Below are 16,391 nucleotides of genomic sequence, written 5' to 3'. Positions count from 1 at the left end.
CGAGCACTACCATCTGGGTCGTGCGACGAATTCTGACCGTCCTGGCCGCCGTCACGGTGGTCGCCCTTGTCGGGACTGCCTGTGGCGGCCCTAAATCGCGCACCCCGACATCGCCCGCAACGCTCGAGGAATCTGGCGCCATCCTCAACAGCGAGGGGGTACGAGACCTCGATCCGTCATTACAGTCGGCGGTCGCATGGGCCCAGCGCTTCACCTACCATTCTCGATCAGGAATCAACGACAGCGGCACCCATGTAACAGCAATCCTGTTGGTTCCCAATGGCACACCCCCCGGCGGAGGGTGGCGGATCGTCGCGTTCGGCCACCCCGCCACCGGCATCCTGCCGGGCTGCGGACCGTCGACATCGCCGACTCTGCTCGGCGCCGCCGACACAGTGAGACAACTCCTGCAAGCCGGCTACGCCGTCGTGATGTCGGATTATCAAGGGTTGGGCAGCCTCGACAAGACCCACGATCAGGCGGACCTCGACACCTACCATCCCTACCTCGACTCGATGACGGCCGGTTACAACCTGATCGATGCCGTGCGGGCCGCGCGCAAACTGTTCGACAAGGCCAACACCCCGTCGTCGGCCTCCTGGCTGGCCTTCGGGATGGGCCAAGGCGGCCAAGCAGCGTGGGCGGCCGACGAGCTCGCGGGGAACGAGGGGTGGAACCTCACTTTGCTTGGCGCTGTCGCGATTTCCCCGGTTGCCGACATCACCGGGCTGGCCGACGCGGCCGCAGCGGGCACGCTCAACACCCAGCAGGAACTCGATCTGACAGCATTCCTCGCCGGTCTGAAGAGTTCGTACCCGCGTGACTTCAACCTCGAGGACTACCGCAGCGGAGTCGTCGCGCAGAAATGGGACGCACTTCTGGCCTGCGACCCGGCGGGTCTTGAAGCACGCAGCGCGATCGCAGCTCAGATCACCCCGGACGACCTACGGCCCAAGTCGCCCGCCGCGCTCGAGACGTTGCGAGGATTCCTGAAGAAGGTCAGCCTGCCCCAGGGGCCCACGCAGGCGCCGATGCTGGTGATCTACGGGAATCAGGATCCGCTGGTGCCCGCGGCGTGGACGGATGCCGCGTTGAACAACGCCTGCGCAGCAGGTGCCGTCATCACCATTCGCCGGCTACCGGACGATGCCCCCGACAAGTTCGACATGGCGGAGGCGTTGGAATGGATGAGCCAGCGCGTCAATTCCGTTCCGGCGCCGAATGATTGCGAAGGCCGCAAACCGTGAGCTTGACCCATGGCTGGCTGTTGATCGTCCTGCAACTCCTCGCGGCGGTGGTCTTGTTGGCGGCGATCGGCCGCAGATCGCCACGGTGGCTTCGGGTCTGGTTGCCGGTCGCGCTTCTCGTCGGTGGCGTCTGCGCGGCGTTGACCTTCTGGTTCATCAAAGACCAAGGGATGTCCCAGGACCCTGCCCCAGCGACGTTCTGGGTGTGGATCGTCGGCTTCGGGGCCGCAATCGTGGTCCTGGTCGCGGGCTGGCGCGGCGTCGGGTGGCCCCGCCGAAGTGCGGCACTACTCGCCGTTCCGCTCTGTCTGCTGTGCACAGCACTGGCGGTCAACACCTGGGTCGGCTACTTCCCCACCGTCCAGTCGGCATGGGACCGGGTCACCGGTGCCGAACCGGACCGCTGGATCGACCAGGCGACCTTGGCCGATATGCAGAAGCGTGGGATCAGGCCCACCCAGGGCGTCGTCGTCAAGATGACGACACCGGACACGGAATCAGGCTTTGCGCATCGACAGGAGTACGTCTACCTGCCGCCGGCCTGGTTCGCGACCGCACCCCCGCCGTCCTTGCCGGCGGTGATGATGTTCGGCGGCGAGTTCGGCCGCGCCGACGACTGGCTGCGGTCGTCCAATGTGCTCACCACATTGGACGATTTCACGGCGCGCCATCACGGCAACGCTCCGGTGCTGGTCTTTCCCGATGTCGGCGGATCATTCATCAACGACACCGAGTGCGTCAACGGCCCGCGCGGCAACGCGGCCGATCATCTCATCAAAGAAGTCGTGCCCTACGTGACCTCGACGTTCGGCGTCAGTCCGAAGCCAGAGAACTGGGGCGTTGCCGGCTGGTCGTCGGGAGGCACCTGCGCCCTGATGCTTGGGGTCGTACACCCGGAGCTGTTCAGCGCGATCGTCGACATCGACGGTCAGCTCGGCCCCAATGCCGGGACCAAGGATCAGACCGTCGGGCGCTTGTTCGGCGGCGACGTCAACGCCTGGGAAGCATTCGACCCGAAGACCGCGATCACCCGGCATGGCACGTATACCGGCGTGTCCGCGTGGTTTGCCGTGTCGTCGAACACGCCACCCGAGTACCGGCCCGGCGACCACTCCGGCGCTGTCCCCACCCCACCCGCCAAGTGGGATACCGATTCCGAGAATCACGCCGATATCGCACACGCCATGTGCGAGCTTGCGAGCAGCTACGGCATCGAATGTGCTGTGGTCAATTTCCATGCCGGCCACGATCTGCAGTCTGCGGGTTACGCATTCGCAGATGCGCTGCCATGGCTGGCAGGCAAGATCGGGACCCCAGGCGTCAAGCCGATCCCGATGCCCGGCGCCAGCTAGCTCGACGCTCAGACCACCGTCAGGCAGGCTTGCGCGATCGCCAGCTCCTCATTCGTCGGGATCACCAGCACGGTCGTCGGTGACTTGTCGGCCGAGATCCGTCGCGCACCCCGGGCGGGGCTGTCGTTGAGATGCTCGTCGAGTTCGATGCCGAGCGGCGCCAGCCCGGTCAACGCATCGCGCCGCACCCGGGCGTCGTTTTCACCCACACCGGCGGTGAACGTCACCACATCTGTGTGCCCCAGGACGGCCAGGTAGGCGCCGACGTACTTGCGCAGCCGGTGGATGTACACCTCGTATGCCAATTGCGCTGCCTCGTCACCGGATTCGATCCGCTCATGCACCACCCGGAAGTCGATCTCGCCGCCGAGACCATACATTCCAGAGTGCCGATTGAGCATGGTCTCGATCTCCTCGACGCTCATACCCGCGGTGCGCCAGAGATAGATGAGAACGCCGGGGTCGATGTCGCCCGAGCGGGTCCCCATCACCAGCCCTTCCATCGGCGTGAATCCCATCGAGGTGTCGACCGGCCGCCCGCCGGCGATGGCCGACGCCGAAGCGCCATTACCCAGGTGCAGCACGATCTGGTTGAGAGATTCGATCGGTGCGTCGAGAAACTGCGCGGCCTGTTGGCTGACGTACTGATGCGACGTCCCGTGAAAGCCGTAGCGGCGAATATCCCAGCGCTGCGCCAATTCCCGGTCCATCGCGTAGGTGGCCGCAGCAGATGGCAGATCATGGAAGAACGCAGTGTCGAACACTGCGATGTGTGGCAGGTCGGGCAACACTCGGCGGGCGACCTCGATACCGAGTACGGCCGGGGGATTATGCAGTGGAGCCAGTGCTGCGAGCTCCTTCAGCGTCGTGACCACTGCATCGTCGACGATGGTGGGGCGGTATAACGCCTGGCCGCCGTGGACGACCCGATGCCCGACGGCGACGAGCCCCAGATCGTCCAGGTGCCGGCCGGACTCGGCGAACAGGTCGAACGTGGTGCGCAGCGCCGCCTCGTGATCGGCGATCCGGCCGTCACGGCTGGTCTCCTCGTTGCCCCACTTCAACGTCACGGTCGACGTCTCCTCGCCGATCCGTTCGACGAGCCCAGATGCCAGGGATATACCGGTATCTGGTTGCATCAACTGGTATTTCAGTGATGACGAACCGGAGTTGAGTACCAGAACGGTATCGGCCATCACAGCCCCTGTGCCTGGATCGCGGTGATCGCCACGGTGTTGACAATATCCTCGACGAGCGCGCCGCGGGACAGGTCATTGACGGGTTTGTTGAGCCCTTGCAGCACCGGGCCGATCGCGATGGCGCCCGCACTGCGCTGGACCGCTTTGTAGGTGTTGTTACCGGTGTTGAGGTCGGGGAAGATCAGTACGGTCGCACTCCCGGCCACCTCAGAGCCCGGCATTTTGGCTGCGGCAACGGTCGGGTCGACGGCAGCGTCGTATTGAATCGGCCCCTCCACCAACAGCTCCGGCGCCCGCGATCGGACCAACTCGGTGGCGGTCCTGACCTTCTCGACACCGCTGCCGCTGCCCGAGTCACCCGTGGAGTAAGACAACATGGCTACTCGAGGTTCGATACCGAACTGTGCGGCCGTCCGCGCCGAACTGATCGCGATGTCGGCGAGTTCCTCAGCGGTCGGATCCGGCACGATCGCGCAGTCGCCGTAGGCCAGCACGCGATCGGACAGGCACATCAAGAAGATGCTCGAGACCGTCGAGACATCCGGCTGGGTTTTGATGATCTCGAAGGCGGGCCGCACCGTGTGCGCAGTGGTGTGCACCGCCCCGGAAACCATCCCGTCGACGATTCCGTTGTGCACCAACATTGTTCCGAAGTACGACACGTCGTGCATGATCTCGCGCGCTTGCTCCAGCGTTACACCTTTCTTCTTGCGGAGCTCGGCGTACTGTTCGGCGAACTCATCACACAGCTCGCTGGTGCGCGGGTCCATGACAACCGCCGCCGCCAGGTCGACACCCAATTCGGCTGCACGCGAACGTACTTGAGCCTCCTCCCCGAGGACAGTCAGATCGGCGACACCGCGCACCAACAACCTTCCGGCCGCCTGCAGGATGCGGTCGTCGTCCCCCTCGGGCAGCACGATGCGCTTACGATCTGCTCTGGCCCGCTCCATCAGCTGATAGGTGAACATTTGCGGGGTGGTCACCGTCGGGATGGGCAGGCTGAGCCGGTTCTGTAGCTCGTCGATGTCGACGTACCGCTCCATCAGCGTGATCGCGGTGTCGATCTTGCGCTGCGATGTGGCGGTGACACGCCCGCGCGTTCCTGCCACCGCGCTGGCCGTCTCGAAGGTACCGAGGTCGGTGGCGATGATCGGTAATCGCAGGCCCAGCCCCGTCACCAGTTCGGCGATCGAACGGTGGAGCGCAAGCCCGCCGTTGAGAATGACCGCCGACAGCGACGGGAACCCCTCGGCAGCATGCGCACTGGTGACGGCGAGGACCACATCGGATCTATCCCCCGGTGTGATGACGGCAACGCCCTCGGTGAGTCGCTCCAGACAGTGCTCAGCGGTCATGCCCGCCACCAGCACACCCATCACCTCGCGGCCGAGCAGCGAGCCGTCACCGTGGACCAGAACGCCGTCCACGGCGTGGCTCAGATCCGCGACGGTGGGGGCGACCAGAAGCGGCTCCTCGGGGATCACGTACACATGTGGGCCCAGGTCCGCGCACGCCTCGGCCACCGCGCGGAGCCGGGCCGGGTCGGCTCGGTTGGCCACCACCGCGGCGGTGTGTGCGTGCTGGGCAGCGAGCTCGGCGAGGCACAACGTGATGACCTCGGCGACCTCCGCCGGGGAGCGATCCCGGGCACGCACCGACAGCAGCACCGGCGCTCCGAGGTTGGCCGCTATCCGCGCATTGACACTCAGCTCGGTCGGGGTCGCCACGTCGGTGTAGTCAGATCCGACGATCACGACCGCATCGCAGCGGGCCGCCACCTCGTGATACCGGTCGACGATGTCCGCGATCGCGCCGTCGGGATCCGCGTGCAGCCGCTGGTAGGTCACCCCGACGCATTCGTCGTATGTCAGGCCGGCGTTGCTGTGTGCCAGCAACAACTCCAGGATGTAGTCGCGGTTCTCCCGCCGGGTGATCGGGCGGAACACTCCGGCCCTCGGCACCATCGCCGTCAACCGATGCAGGATGCCGAGTGCGACGGTGGATTTCCCGGTGTCGCCTTCGGGGGAGGCGATGTAGATCGACGTTGTGGTGCGCGCGGCGGTCACGGTCTTCAGCATTGCGCATCCGCTGCGCCTCCGTACCCGCCGCACCCGCCGCACCCGGCTGAAACGTGAGTTACACCACACTGGGCGGGGTTTATCAGCGATGGACTGGATGTTTGCTGTAATTGTTTACGGCGTAACTTTCTCCTAGTTGTGCCCATGATTCACCGACAGCCCGTATCTGCCGTAAGCGATCATGCAAACGCAAATTAGCTGCTGCAACATTATTTGGACACCCGGATGGATAGATGCCAAACATCGATGTGACGGCCGCCGTTGCGCCGCGGCCAGTCCGCGACACCGAACTCCCAGACGATATTTCGACTGACGCCCCGCACCGGCCAACCGGTCTCGGCGTGTTGACTCGTGGCATAGCGGTGGCACTGCTCTGCCTGGTCGCGTACGCATCCAGCTACGCACACAACTTCGCCGACGCGCTCGCCGGCTCGCGCGCCGCGTATCTGGTCGTCCTGCCCGTCCTGGCTCTTCTGATCGCCGCCGGATACCGCACCACCTCACACGGGGTCGGCGACGGTGAATCCGACTGGATCGTGGCCACGTTGATCGGCATTCTCGGCTTGGCGGCCATCTATCTGTTGATCGGCCGGATGCCGACGCTGTCGGCGTGGTGGCGCCTGGAGTCCCTGACGGTCCTGGTGTGGGCCGTGTGCTGCGTCGTCATCTTGTTCGGAATACGTCACGCCCTGACGATGCGGTCGCTGTGGATCTTCCTGGCTTGTTTCGCCACGCCGGTGCCCTACCTGGCGGCCACGGCCGCCTTGGGCGGGACCCCCACTGCCGCCGCCGTTGTCGCCGCCGTGATCGGTGCCGTCGCAGTTTTCCTTGCCACCCGGACCCTTGCGATGCATCGTCGGGTAGCCGCCACGGCCATCAGCCTCGCGGCGAGCGCCCCGTTGGTCATCAACTGCGCCTCCTGGTTTCTGCCGACGGTCGTCGTCGCCGCCGGAGTCATTCCCGTCCTCTCGGTGATCGGTGCCCGGCTGACGCCGGATCGCCGGGCGGCAGACCCCAGCGAACGCCCGATCAGCGCGGCAATGCCCCACCGTTCCTCACGGACGGTGGGCGTCCTGGCCGTCGGCACGGCAGTCTTGGCCGCCGCCGGGCTGCACCAGTACGGAGCAACGGCCCAGCCGACGATCCCAATGGACTGGGCGGCACGAAGCGGTCTGTCCCGCGTCGCCTCCTATGACTTCGTCACCAAGTTCGCCGGGCCCGACGCCACACTGGTCCGGTATGCGGTGCCGGCAGCAAAGGGCATGCCGGCCGCTGCGGTGGATGTGCTGTCGACACCGAGCGAGGCCGTGCTGGCCGATCTCTCCGATGTCGTCTGGTATCCGACCGCCCGGCCGGTGAGCTATCGGGCGGTCGCCGCGTCCAACGGAATTCCGCCAGGCACACGTGCAGTCCACAGTGATGCCGACGCCGCCGCAGACGCCCGCGGAGTGGACTGGTATGCGCTGACCTGGACCCAACGCGCCGGCGCACTATTCCAGCGGGTGACCGTGATCGTCAGCCAGTCGCTGTCGGGTGATCAGGCACCACCCGCACCTCAGCCGCCCGACGTGCTCGACGCATCCGTGGGTTCGTGGTTGTGGCTGTCGCGCCAGCGGCCACAGGGCCTTGATCACGTCGATCCGCTGGTGAGTCAACGCGCCGCCAGGCTGACGGCCGCCGTCAGCGGAATTTCCGACTCTCCATCTCCCGGAGGCCCCCGCAGACGTGACTGAAACCTTGCAACCGACGCAATTGCACCCGCGGTTCTCGGCCCGGAATCTTCTCGGTGCACGCACCCTGACGGCATTGGGTGTTGTCACCGCCGCCCTGATCGTCGGCGGCGCCGAGTTCCCCTACGCTGTCGCACCCACCTTGACCGCACTGATTGCGGCTTTCTATCTCTTTTCCAGCATCGACCGGAATTACCTTCTGCTGCGCGGGATTCGCTCGTCAGCACTCATCCGGATCTCCGACGACGAAGCGCTGGCACTCACCGATGACGAGTTGCCGGTCTACACCGTGTTGCTGCCCGTCTACGACGAGCCCACGATCGTCGCCAATCTCCTCAACGGGGTGGGGCGCTTGGACTACCCCAGAGACAAACTGGAAATCCTGCTGCTCGTCGAGGAAGACGATCTGCCAACCCAGATGGCGTTGCTCGACGCGAATCTGACGTCGATCAGGGTGATCATCGTTCCGCACAGCATGCCGAAGACAAAGCCGAAGGCGTGTAACTACGGCATGGCAACGCCCGGCCTCCGCGGTGAGCTGATGACCATCTACGACGCCGAGGACATCCCCGACCCGCTGCAACTCCGACGCGCCGTCGCCGCGTTTCGGCGGACCCCCGCCGAGGTGGGATGCCTGCAAGCCCGGCTCGGCTATTTCAACGAGCGGCAGAATCTGCTGACGCGATTCTTCTCGTTGGAGTACGACCAATGGTTCGGAGTCGTGCTGCCCGCGGTGGAACGAGCCCGCTGCGTAGTGCCGCTCGGCGGCACTTCCAACCACATGCGCGCCGACGTGTGGCGCGAGATCGGCGGGTGGGATGAGTACAACGTGACCGAAGACGCAGATCTCGGTGTGCGGCTCGCCCGCTGCGGCTACCGAACCCGCATCCTGGATTCGGTGACATTGGAAGAGGCGAATTCCGATGTGGTGAACTGGATTCGGCAACGGTCGCGCTGGTACAAGGGCTACCTGCAAACCATGCTCGTCCATCTGCGTAATCCCGCGGCACTGCGCAGAGAGATCGGGTTGAAGGGCACCTGGCGCCTCATCAACATGACGGGCGGTGTGCCGCTGACCGCCGCATGCAATCTGCTGTTCTGGTTCATCCTGGCGACGTGGATGTTGGGCCGGCCCCACGCCGTCGAAGTGGTGTTCCCACCGATGACCTATTACGTCTGTCTGATTCTGCTTCTCATCGGCGCGCCCATGTCGATCTTCGTCGGCCTCATCGTCGCGCAGGCCTTGGGTAAACCGCACCTGTGGTGGGCGGCCGCGCTGGTCCCGCTCTACTGGTTCCTGCAATCGATCGCGGCGGTGAAGGCGCTCTACCAGCTGGTGACCAAACCGTGTTTCTGGGAGAAGACCGTGCACGGCCTGTCCCACACGCACACTGCTCCTGAGTCGACGGGAAACCTTTCGTGAGAGCATTTTTCGCCGCGCTCGGCACCGTCAGCATGGTGTCTGTTCTGCTTGCCGCACCGATGTCGGGCAATTCGGTCGCGCCGGCATCGGCAGATCCGGGCGGTGACGTGGTCGAGGTGATCGCCACCGAGCCCGCGCCCGAGCCCCCGCGATTGATCGGGTGGCCCCAGCTGGGATTGCCAGACAGGATCGATCTACTCGGAGCCAATCAACCAAGCGAGACCGCGGTTCCGGTCCCCGCCGGCACCGTGCCGACAGTGCTCAGCGGCATCGTCGGAGCGGTCGTCAACGTGGTCAGCGGACGGGTGGACGTTCTCGACGACCGCGGCATGGTGCTCGGCACCATCCCGGTGCCGGCCGATGCGACGACCGTACCCTTCCAAATCGACATCAGCCCAGCCCTCGTCGCCGACGGCATAGCCAAGCTGAGCTTCGTCATCCGTGACAACAACCAAAACGTCAACAATTGCACCCAGATACCGGCGCTTTCGATCAGCCAGCTGGCCAGTTCGTTCACCGGACCGCCGACCGACCCGGCATCGGTAGCCGACTACCTGCCGAGCTTTCTCGACAAGATTCTGATCAACGTGGGCCCGAACCCGACCTATATTCAGCAGCAGGCGGCGCTGGACTTGGTGGCACGGTTGACCAAGAAGTACCGTCCGATGCCGGTCCGCATCGACGTCACCACGCTGGACACCGCACCCGCACCGGAACCCACTGTGCGGGTGATCGACATCCGTGACAACAGCCAGCCGGGGGTGATCGTCGAGAACCCCGGTACGCCCGCGGCCACGTTGGTGATCAGCGGCACCGGGCAGACTCTGGCTCGACAGGTGCAGCTATTCGCCGACCAGAGAACGAATTTGGCCCAGGCGCCGGCAGCCGTTGTGCTGTCATCGAAGGACGACACCATCCTGTCGAGCAACACCAAGACCTTTGACCAACTCGGCGTCAACGGACAGGCGTCGGTCCTCGGGGTCACCACCATCTATGCCGGCTTTGACGTGAGCGCCTTCGGCGCGGGTCCGATCAGCAGTGCCAGCGTGCACCTGATGGCCAAGTACACCCCGGTCGGCAGCGGCCAGGCGTCCGTCCTGATCCGTTCGGGATCAACGGTTTTGGCCACGCACAGGTTGGACAATTCGGGCACGTTGGACATCACCGGCGTGATTCCTCCGGAAGAAATCTCGTCCAACGTCGGACTGGCACTCGAGCTTCGCTACATTCCGCAGCAGGAGTGCGCTCCCCTCAATGACCGTATGACGTTCGCATTGGACGGGCAATCGACCGTCACCGTCACACCGGGTACCAACAACCGCGGCGGCTTCCCCGTGCTGCCGATGGCGTTCACCCCCGACTTCAACGTGGCGCTCGACAGTCCCGAATACATCCGGTACGCCGCCCAGGCCATCAATCTGATGGCGCAGCAGACGTCGGTGACCCTGCGTCCGAAGGTGACGACCTTCGGTCAAGCGGCCGGTTCCGGCACCGGATTGTTGGCCGTCACCACCGGTGCCGCGCTGTCGAGGGCGGGGATGAAGGCGCCGCTGGTTCCCAACGGAGCAAGCGACGTCGGCGTCAACGGCGACCCGACCACCGATCTCAACATCAATGGCCAGGTCGGCGCCATCCAGGCGTTCACCTCCAACAACCGAACGGTGCTCGCCATCTCGGCCACCGGCGACTGGTCTCTGGTCGACGCGTCGTTCGACTACATCCGCGGCCTTCCGAGTCGTTGGGCCTCAGTGGTCGGCGACGTGGTCGCGACCGGACCCCAGGGCCGCACAGTGAACATGTCCATCAATGAGGGCGGCCCGATGGCCCGCCAGCCCCACCCCAGCGACGCCTGGAAATGGTGGGCCTGGCTCAGTCTCGGCATCGGCGCCGCCGCGCTCGTCATCGCCGCGACAGTTCTCGTGATCCGGCTACGCAGGCGCACCACCACCAGCTCCGCGCCGTGACCACAGTCGTAGCCGCCCCGATCGAGGCCGACCCCGGCCGGTCCGCTCCGGACCGACCGCGCTGGCCTGGGCTGCTGCTCTTCACCGCCCTGACTGCGCTCTACTGTGTTGTCGGGACAGTTCTAGTGTTGCGGTACAACATCTTCGAGCCGGACGCGCCCAACCGGGTGGCCAACGCCGGTTTTGCGATATATGCCCGCGATCCACACCTGTCGGCCATCGGGTTCGTCTGGAATCCGCTGCCCAGCATGGTCGACATACCGTTCGTGGCACTGAGTCACTGGTTTCCCGCGCTGAAGTACTACGGGATCGCCGGAGTCATCCAGAGCTCGCTGTTCATGGCCGGCGCCGCACTCATGGTCCGCGGGATCGCCCTCGACCGCGGACTCCCGGCGGGGTGGCGCTGGGTAGCCGTCGGCGCAGTGGCCCTGCACCCGATGATCATCCTGTACGGCGCCTCCGGACTCAGTGAGGCCGCCGAAATGTTCTGCCTGGTCTGGTCGGTGCGTCACCTGATGCGCTGGTGCGAGAGCGATCGCGTCGGAGACCTTGCGTGGGCAGGCATCGCACTGGGGTGTGGATATCTCACCCGGTACGAAGTGGTCCCGGCCGCAGCCGGAGCCGCACTTCTGGTGGGGGCGGTCACCTGGCACCGCTCGCGGTATTCCGACCGTGTGCAGTCGACCGTCCTGAATCTCGCCATCATAAGTTTCCCGATCGCCATCGCGATCCTCGTATGGGCGGTCACCGGCTGGATCATCAACGGGGAACTGTTCGCCACCTTCTCGTCCCAGTACGGGAACAGCAGCCAGGTGGCTCAACGGCTGGCACACGTGGGCCGCGGCGACCCTGGTTCCAGATGGCTGGTCATCGCCGCACGCCTCTTCGGCATGCAACCTCTGACGGGTATCGCCGTAGCGATGGCGGTTCTGGTCGGGGTTTTGCGGCGGCAGGTCAGCACTGTCGTTCCAGTTGCGGTGCTGGGCGCCACTTTGACGTTTGCCGCTGTGGCACAACATCTTTCAATGACTTTCGGTTGGTTCCGCTTCTATCTGCTGGCAATCCCGATGGTGGTCTGCATTGCGGTTGCATGTTGGCCTCCGACACGGTCCACGACTATCCGCAGCACGGCGGACAAGCGTTCCACACAGGCCGCCGCTGTACTGCTCACCGCCTCGGTGGTGGTGGCGATCCCGGTGACGACGCCACTGATCGTCAACGAAGATATCGCCTACGGCCAGCTGGAATCCAGCTTCATCTCCCTGGTCGATCCGGTCGGCCATCCCCCCGAAAAGCAGTCCGCACGCCGGCGGCTGATCAGTGAGCGACAACTCACTGCCTGGCTCGATGCGAAGAAGCTTCCGGACGGCGCAGTGTTGATGGACACCTTTTTGGCGTGGGGGGTCTGGCTGTCCTCGGACCACCCGAAACAGTTCGTTATTACCAGTGACTACGACTTCTCGGCCGCCTTGAATCGCCCGTGGGACATGGGAATCCGCTATATCGTGGCGACCAATCCCCGGCTCAACATCCCGGACGCGATCAACCGCCGCTATCCGGAATTATGGTCCACCGGCGCGGGCATCGCCAGGCTGATCTACTCGGCAGACGGCGCGACCAGCGACGAGATGTTCCGCGTCTACGAAGTGATCGGCAAGCCCGTCGATCCCGTCAGCACGCCCGGAGCACCCCTGCCAGTCTCAGCAGTGCAGCCCGTCAAGCCACCACGCTGAGGTACCACTCACTGAGGCAACCCACCGCCACAGTCCCGCCGCCAATCAGCGAAGGCCTCGCGAAGCGAATACTGAGCGGTGAAGCCGATATCGGCCAGGCGCTCCGAACTGATGTTGGTGTCAAACTGCAATTTCTGAATGCGCCTGGGATGCAGGCCGAAACGCGTCCCCGTCGGATCGACCACCGCGAACGGTGAGGCCGCCGCCAAGGCGAAACGATACGGAACAGTCCGCGGGTGGCGGTCCCATCCCCAGGCCGCATTGATGGCCTCGACGTGATCGTGGATCGTGGTCGGCTGCGGATAGACGGCGTGGTACGTGTCGTGCGGCCCGTTGTCTTCGGTGAGGAGAACCAGCAGCCGAACCATATCCTTCAGGTAGATACAGCTTTTCACCGTGTCATCGCGGCCGATGTAGGCGAAACGCCCTTTGCTCAGGCCGTGGATCAGCCGCCGCATATTGCCTGTGTCGCCGGGGCCGAACACCACACCCGGACGCACGATGCGCAGGCGCCGTCCCGGTTTCGAGGCCTGCCACGTCCGCAAGATCTCCTCTGCCTGCAGCTTGCTGGCGCCGTAAGCAGTGTCAGCGTCCCCGAAATCGTTTTCGCTACGACGCCAGGGACCGGCAGCGAAGGCCATCATCGAACTGGTGAAAACGATGTTCTGCACGCCTGCTTCATCGGCGGCGCGGCACAGGCGACGCGTCGCCTCGGCATTGTTGGCGAAGTACTCCCGCCACGGAAATCCGGGTTCCTTGGACAGCGCGGCAAGGTGGACGATGGTCGGCGGGCACGGCTGAGGAAGGTCAGCCCCGGTGACGGTCGTCAGGTCCAGACGCAACGAGTCGGCGCCCGGCTCGGCGGCACGGTCGATCCCCACGACGGGTCGGCCGATCTCGCGCAGGTGGGACACCAGGGCGCTCCCGATGAAACCCGCACTGCCCGTGACCATTACTGCATTGTCAGCAGTCATGAACAACCCCCTCCAAATAAACCGACATCAATCGCCCGGAGTCGCGTCGGCCTTGCGGGCATCAGCAAGGTGGTCAGCGAGTCGGACTCCGAGCGCGATCCCGACGAGCGTCGGGTTGGCCTGGCTGGAGGTGGGGAGCACCGAGGTACTCGCGACGTACAGTCCGCGTACCCCGTGCACCTGGAGGTCGGAATCCACGACGCCACCCTCAGCGGTTTCGGACATTCGCGTCGTCCCGGCTTGATGGTAACCGGCGAATCCGTGCATGAACTCCCGTACCGAACCCTCGGGGTCGTCGGTGAGCCACTCCACATTTCCCGCACCGTTGGCCCGCAGGTGGGCATCGATGAGATCAATTGCCTTGCGGGCACTTTCGTAGTCGGCATCAGAAAAGTGCATATGCGTCCGGACTTTGCGCATGCCGAGTGCGTCGCGCTCGTCGGTGAGTTCGACCCGGCTCTCCCAGTGCGGGAGATGCTCGCCGTGGTAGTGGAGCAGGTACCGGTTGTCGGCGCTCTTGATGAAAAAGCCCGGCGCCTTGCGGCCCTTGCGGATGAGGCGGGCGTAGGTAAATGTGATCGCGAACCGGACCGACGGGATCAGATCGCGCACGATGTTGCGCAGGTGCGCCATGATCTGCGGTGGCCCCTGGGTCTTGGTGTGGGCCTCGCGAATCGCCTCGGCGAGCAGGAACCGGCCGACCGGGGAAATCAAAGTGAGGTAGACGCCCGACAGGATCCCACTTCCGTGTCCCGGATCGCTGATCGGCGGGTTGACCAACCAGGTTGCGGCATTGGGAATTTCGAGCTCGCGCTGCAGCTGCGGGCTGAAGGTGAACCGTCGACGGACGTAAACTCCGTCGCGGTCGCGCTCGTGCTCGTAGATGACGTTGTCGGTGTTGAACTTCACCCGCGCGAATCGCCCCTCCACGTGGGCCATGTACCACCGCCCGAGGTGCCCGCCCGCGTTACCCAGCCCGCCCGGGTGGTGCCGGTCGGACGCCAGCAGCAGCCGGGTTGCCTCCACGCCGCCGGTCGCGATGACGTAGTCGTTGGCGACGACCTTGCCCTCCTTGCCATCGAGCGTCTTGACGACGAGATGGTCAACGGAGTCGCCGTTCTCACCGGTCATGATCTCCGTGCAGGTCAACCCGGTCCACAGCGACAGCGACGGGGTGCCGTGCAGCGCATCGCGGTACTCGCGCCCGAAGCGCGTCGGTAACGCCCAGCGTTCGAGGTCAGTCGTGCGCACATCACCGTCGGCAAGCCCGGCGACCAAGTCGCGGTGCGCGAGCTCTGGAACATCGCGCGCGTTGAACGCGGCCTGGCCGCACTGCGCCCAGTCGCAGGCGCGCTGCATGTAGGGCTCGACATCAGCAGACGTGATCGGCCACGGTGCCTGGGCGGTCAGCGGCCGGTCCTCGAAGTCGATCGGGTCGAACGCGACACAACGGCCGCCCCACAAGGCGGATGCACCGCCCACCGCGCGGCGAACCGTGAGATCGCTGCGAGCATGGAAGACATCGTCTTGACGCGAGTCGAAAGACGCCAACTCCTGCGCGGCGTCATCAGTGCGTTCCAGGCCGCTTTCGATGAGCGCCACCTCGACGCCCGCCTTCGCGAGCTCCAGCGCGGTGGAGATACCGATCGGGCCCGCGCCGACGACAACGACGTCCGTCTTGATCGTCGTGCCCGCGGTGAAGTCCTCGGTCTTACGGACCATCCGGCCGCTGTGCCGGAACTCCTCGGCGAGTTCGAGAAAACGGGCCAACGTCTCGGCGTCGTATGGCGATGTGATGGCGCCGGCCGCTTCGGCGACGCGCGCAGGATTGGTGGTGCTGTACAAAACCGCGCGGGAATCCGTTGCCCTGGTGGCCGATCCGAGTATGAGCTTCGCCAACACCCCGGGAGCCAGTGGGTCGAGCTGCAAAGAGTCACGCCAGTGGGCCGCCATCCGGGCGTCGCCGTGCAGCCCGGCCGACAGTGCCGCGAACGGCCGGTTCAGAACGCCGAACGTGATATCCGACGAACGCGGCGGCGGACTGAACACGTCACCGCGAAGCTGGTCCACCGCCTCGGGGCCGAACGGGCCTGTGAAATCCACGTCGAGGTCCTCGTCCTGAGACACCCCCCAGGCGCGGATCTTGCCCTGTTGACGGGCGGTCTCGAAAAATTGGCGGAGCTCATCGGTGGCCACGGTGTCCATACGCCGCGGGCCGTGCACGAACAGGATGTCCACGTAGTCGACACCCAGCGCCGCCAGGCTTTGGTCGAGACTGTGCGCGGCAACGGTCGCGTCGTATGTACGAGGGGTCGGGGCCGGTGCCTGACGGCCTTTGACCGCCGCGCGCAAGGCGGGCGCCTTTCGCAAGATCGCCCGCGCCGGAGCCTGGAACCGGGCGAGCCGGCTGGCCAACCCGCCGATCTCGTTGCCGAATTTGGTGCCGATGGTGACGCTGTCTCGGTCGATGGTGCGCAAGAACGCACCGAGCTCAGCCTCCGCCATCCCGAGCCCGTACATTCGCGCAGTGTCGAAATGGGTCATCCCATTGTCGACGGCGCTGCCCAGGACAGCCATTCGCTCCTTGCGGGAGGGGGACTGCATCAGGCCGCCGCACCCGAATCCGACCGCGCTCACGGTCAACTGCGGTCCCTGGAGTTCAACCCGCCCCAACACCGCAGCCCTCCC

Annotated in this window: 10 protein-coding genes and 1 pseudogene; 6 read left to right on the top strand and 5 right to left on the bottom strand. The window is 65.2% G+C overall.

Features of this window, described 5'->3' with window-relative positions:
• Positions 1-20 precede the first annotated feature (20 nt).
• Both Y900_RS15680 and Y900_RS15675 read left to right on the top strand, forming a co-directional pair.
• On the top strand, positions 21-1,247 hold the full coding sequence (locus tag Y900_RS15680; RefSeq protein WP_051660087.1) for a lipase family protein: 1,227 nt from the start codon (positions 21-23) through the stop codon (positions 1,245-1,247).
• Positions 1,244-2,599 (top strand): alpha/beta hydrolase, encoded by a 1,356-nt coding sequence (locus Y900_RS15675; protein ID WP_237752575.1) that lies wholly within the window; start codon positions 1,244-1,246, stop codon positions 2,597-2,599. Before Y900_RS15680 ends, Y900_RS15675 begins: the two co-directional genes overlap by 4 nt.
• A gap of 8 nt (positions 2,600-2,607) precedes the next feature.
• On the opposite strand, the gene Y900_RS15670 is transcribed toward Y900_RS15675, so the two are convergent.
• Positions 2,608-3,795 (bottom strand): acetate kinase, encoded by a 1,188-nt coding sequence (locus Y900_RS15670; RefSeq protein ID WP_036343068.1) that lies wholly within the window; start codon positions 3,793-3,795, stop codon positions 2,608-2,610.
• Positions 3,795-5,879, bottom strand: a complete 2,085-nt coding sequence (pta, locus tag Y900_RS15665) for a phosphate acetyltransferase (protein ID WP_036343067.1) — start codon at positions 5,877-5,879, stop codon at positions 3,795-3,797. The genes Y900_RS15670 and pta overlap by 1 nt, the downstream gene beginning before the upstream one ends.
• Before the next feature lie 233 nt (positions 5,880-6,112).
• Between pta and Y900_RS15660 the strand changes: the two genes are divergently transcribed.
• From Y900_RS15660 to Y900_RS15645, 4 genes are read left to right on the top strand one after another with little or no spacing between them, the layout of a single operon-like run.
• Positions 6,113-7,612: a hypothetical protein gene (locus tag Y900_RS15660; protein WP_131536175.1), complete on the top strand. Its 1,500-nt coding sequence runs from the start codon at positions 6,113-6,115 to the stop codon at positions 7,610-7,612.
• Positions 7,605-9,032: a glycosyltransferase family 2 protein gene (locus tag Y900_RS15655; protein ID WP_420329768.1), complete on the top strand. Its 1,428-nt coding sequence runs from the start codon at positions 7,605-7,607 to the stop codon at positions 9,030-9,032. The genes Y900_RS15660 and Y900_RS15655 overlap by 8 nt, the downstream gene beginning before the upstream one ends.
• Positions 9,029-10,996 (top strand): hypothetical protein, encoded by a 1,968-nt coding sequence (locus tag Y900_RS15650; protein WP_237752574.1) that lies wholly within the window; start codon positions 9,029-9,031, stop codon positions 10,994-10,996. Before Y900_RS15655 ends, Y900_RS15650 begins: the two co-directional genes overlap by 4 nt.
• Positions 10,993-12,729, top strand: coding sequence for a glycosyltransferase family protein (locus Y900_RS15645; protein WP_237752573.1), 1,737 nt, complete (start codon positions 10,993-10,995; stop codon positions 12,727-12,729). The genes Y900_RS15650 and Y900_RS15645 overlap by 4 nt, the downstream gene beginning before the upstream one ends.
• Before the next feature lie 8 nt (positions 12,730-12,737).
• Here Y900_RS15645 and Y900_RS15640 read toward each other — a convergent pair whose 3' ends face one another.
• The 3 genes and pseudogenes from Y900_RS15640 to Y900_RS33580 all read right to left on the bottom strand — a co-directional run.
• Positions 12,738-13,682 carry an NAD-dependent epimerase/dehydratase family protein gene (locus Y900_RS15640; protein ID WP_272945571.1) on the bottom strand — a complete coding sequence of 315 codons (945 nt, stop codon included), beginning with the start codon at positions 13,680-13,682 and terminating at the stop codon, positions 12,738-12,740.
• Positions 13,683-13,730: 48 nt separating this feature from the next.
• Positions 13,731-15,425, bottom strand: a complete 1,695-nt coding sequence (locus tag Y900_RS15635; RefSeq protein WP_036346892.1) for a GMC oxidoreductase — start codon at positions 15,423-15,425, stop codon at positions 13,731-13,733.
• A 12-nt stretch (positions 15,426-15,437) separates the two neighbouring features.
• Positions 15,438-16,346 (bottom strand): annotated as a pseudogene (locus tag Y900_RS33580) (aldo/keto reductase); the annotation flags it as partial.
• Positions 16,347-16,391 lie beyond the last annotated feature (45 nt).

It is taken from the genome of Mycolicibacterium aromaticivorans JS19b1 = JCM 16368, from assembly GCF_000559085.1.
GTDB classification, from domain to species: domain Bacteria; phylum Actinomycetota; class Actinomycetes; order Mycobacteriales; family Mycobacteriaceae; genus Mycobacterium; species Mycobacterium aromaticivorans.
Note: the sequence above shows the minus strand (reverse complement) of the source record. Positions and strands in the feature narration are given on the sequence as shown.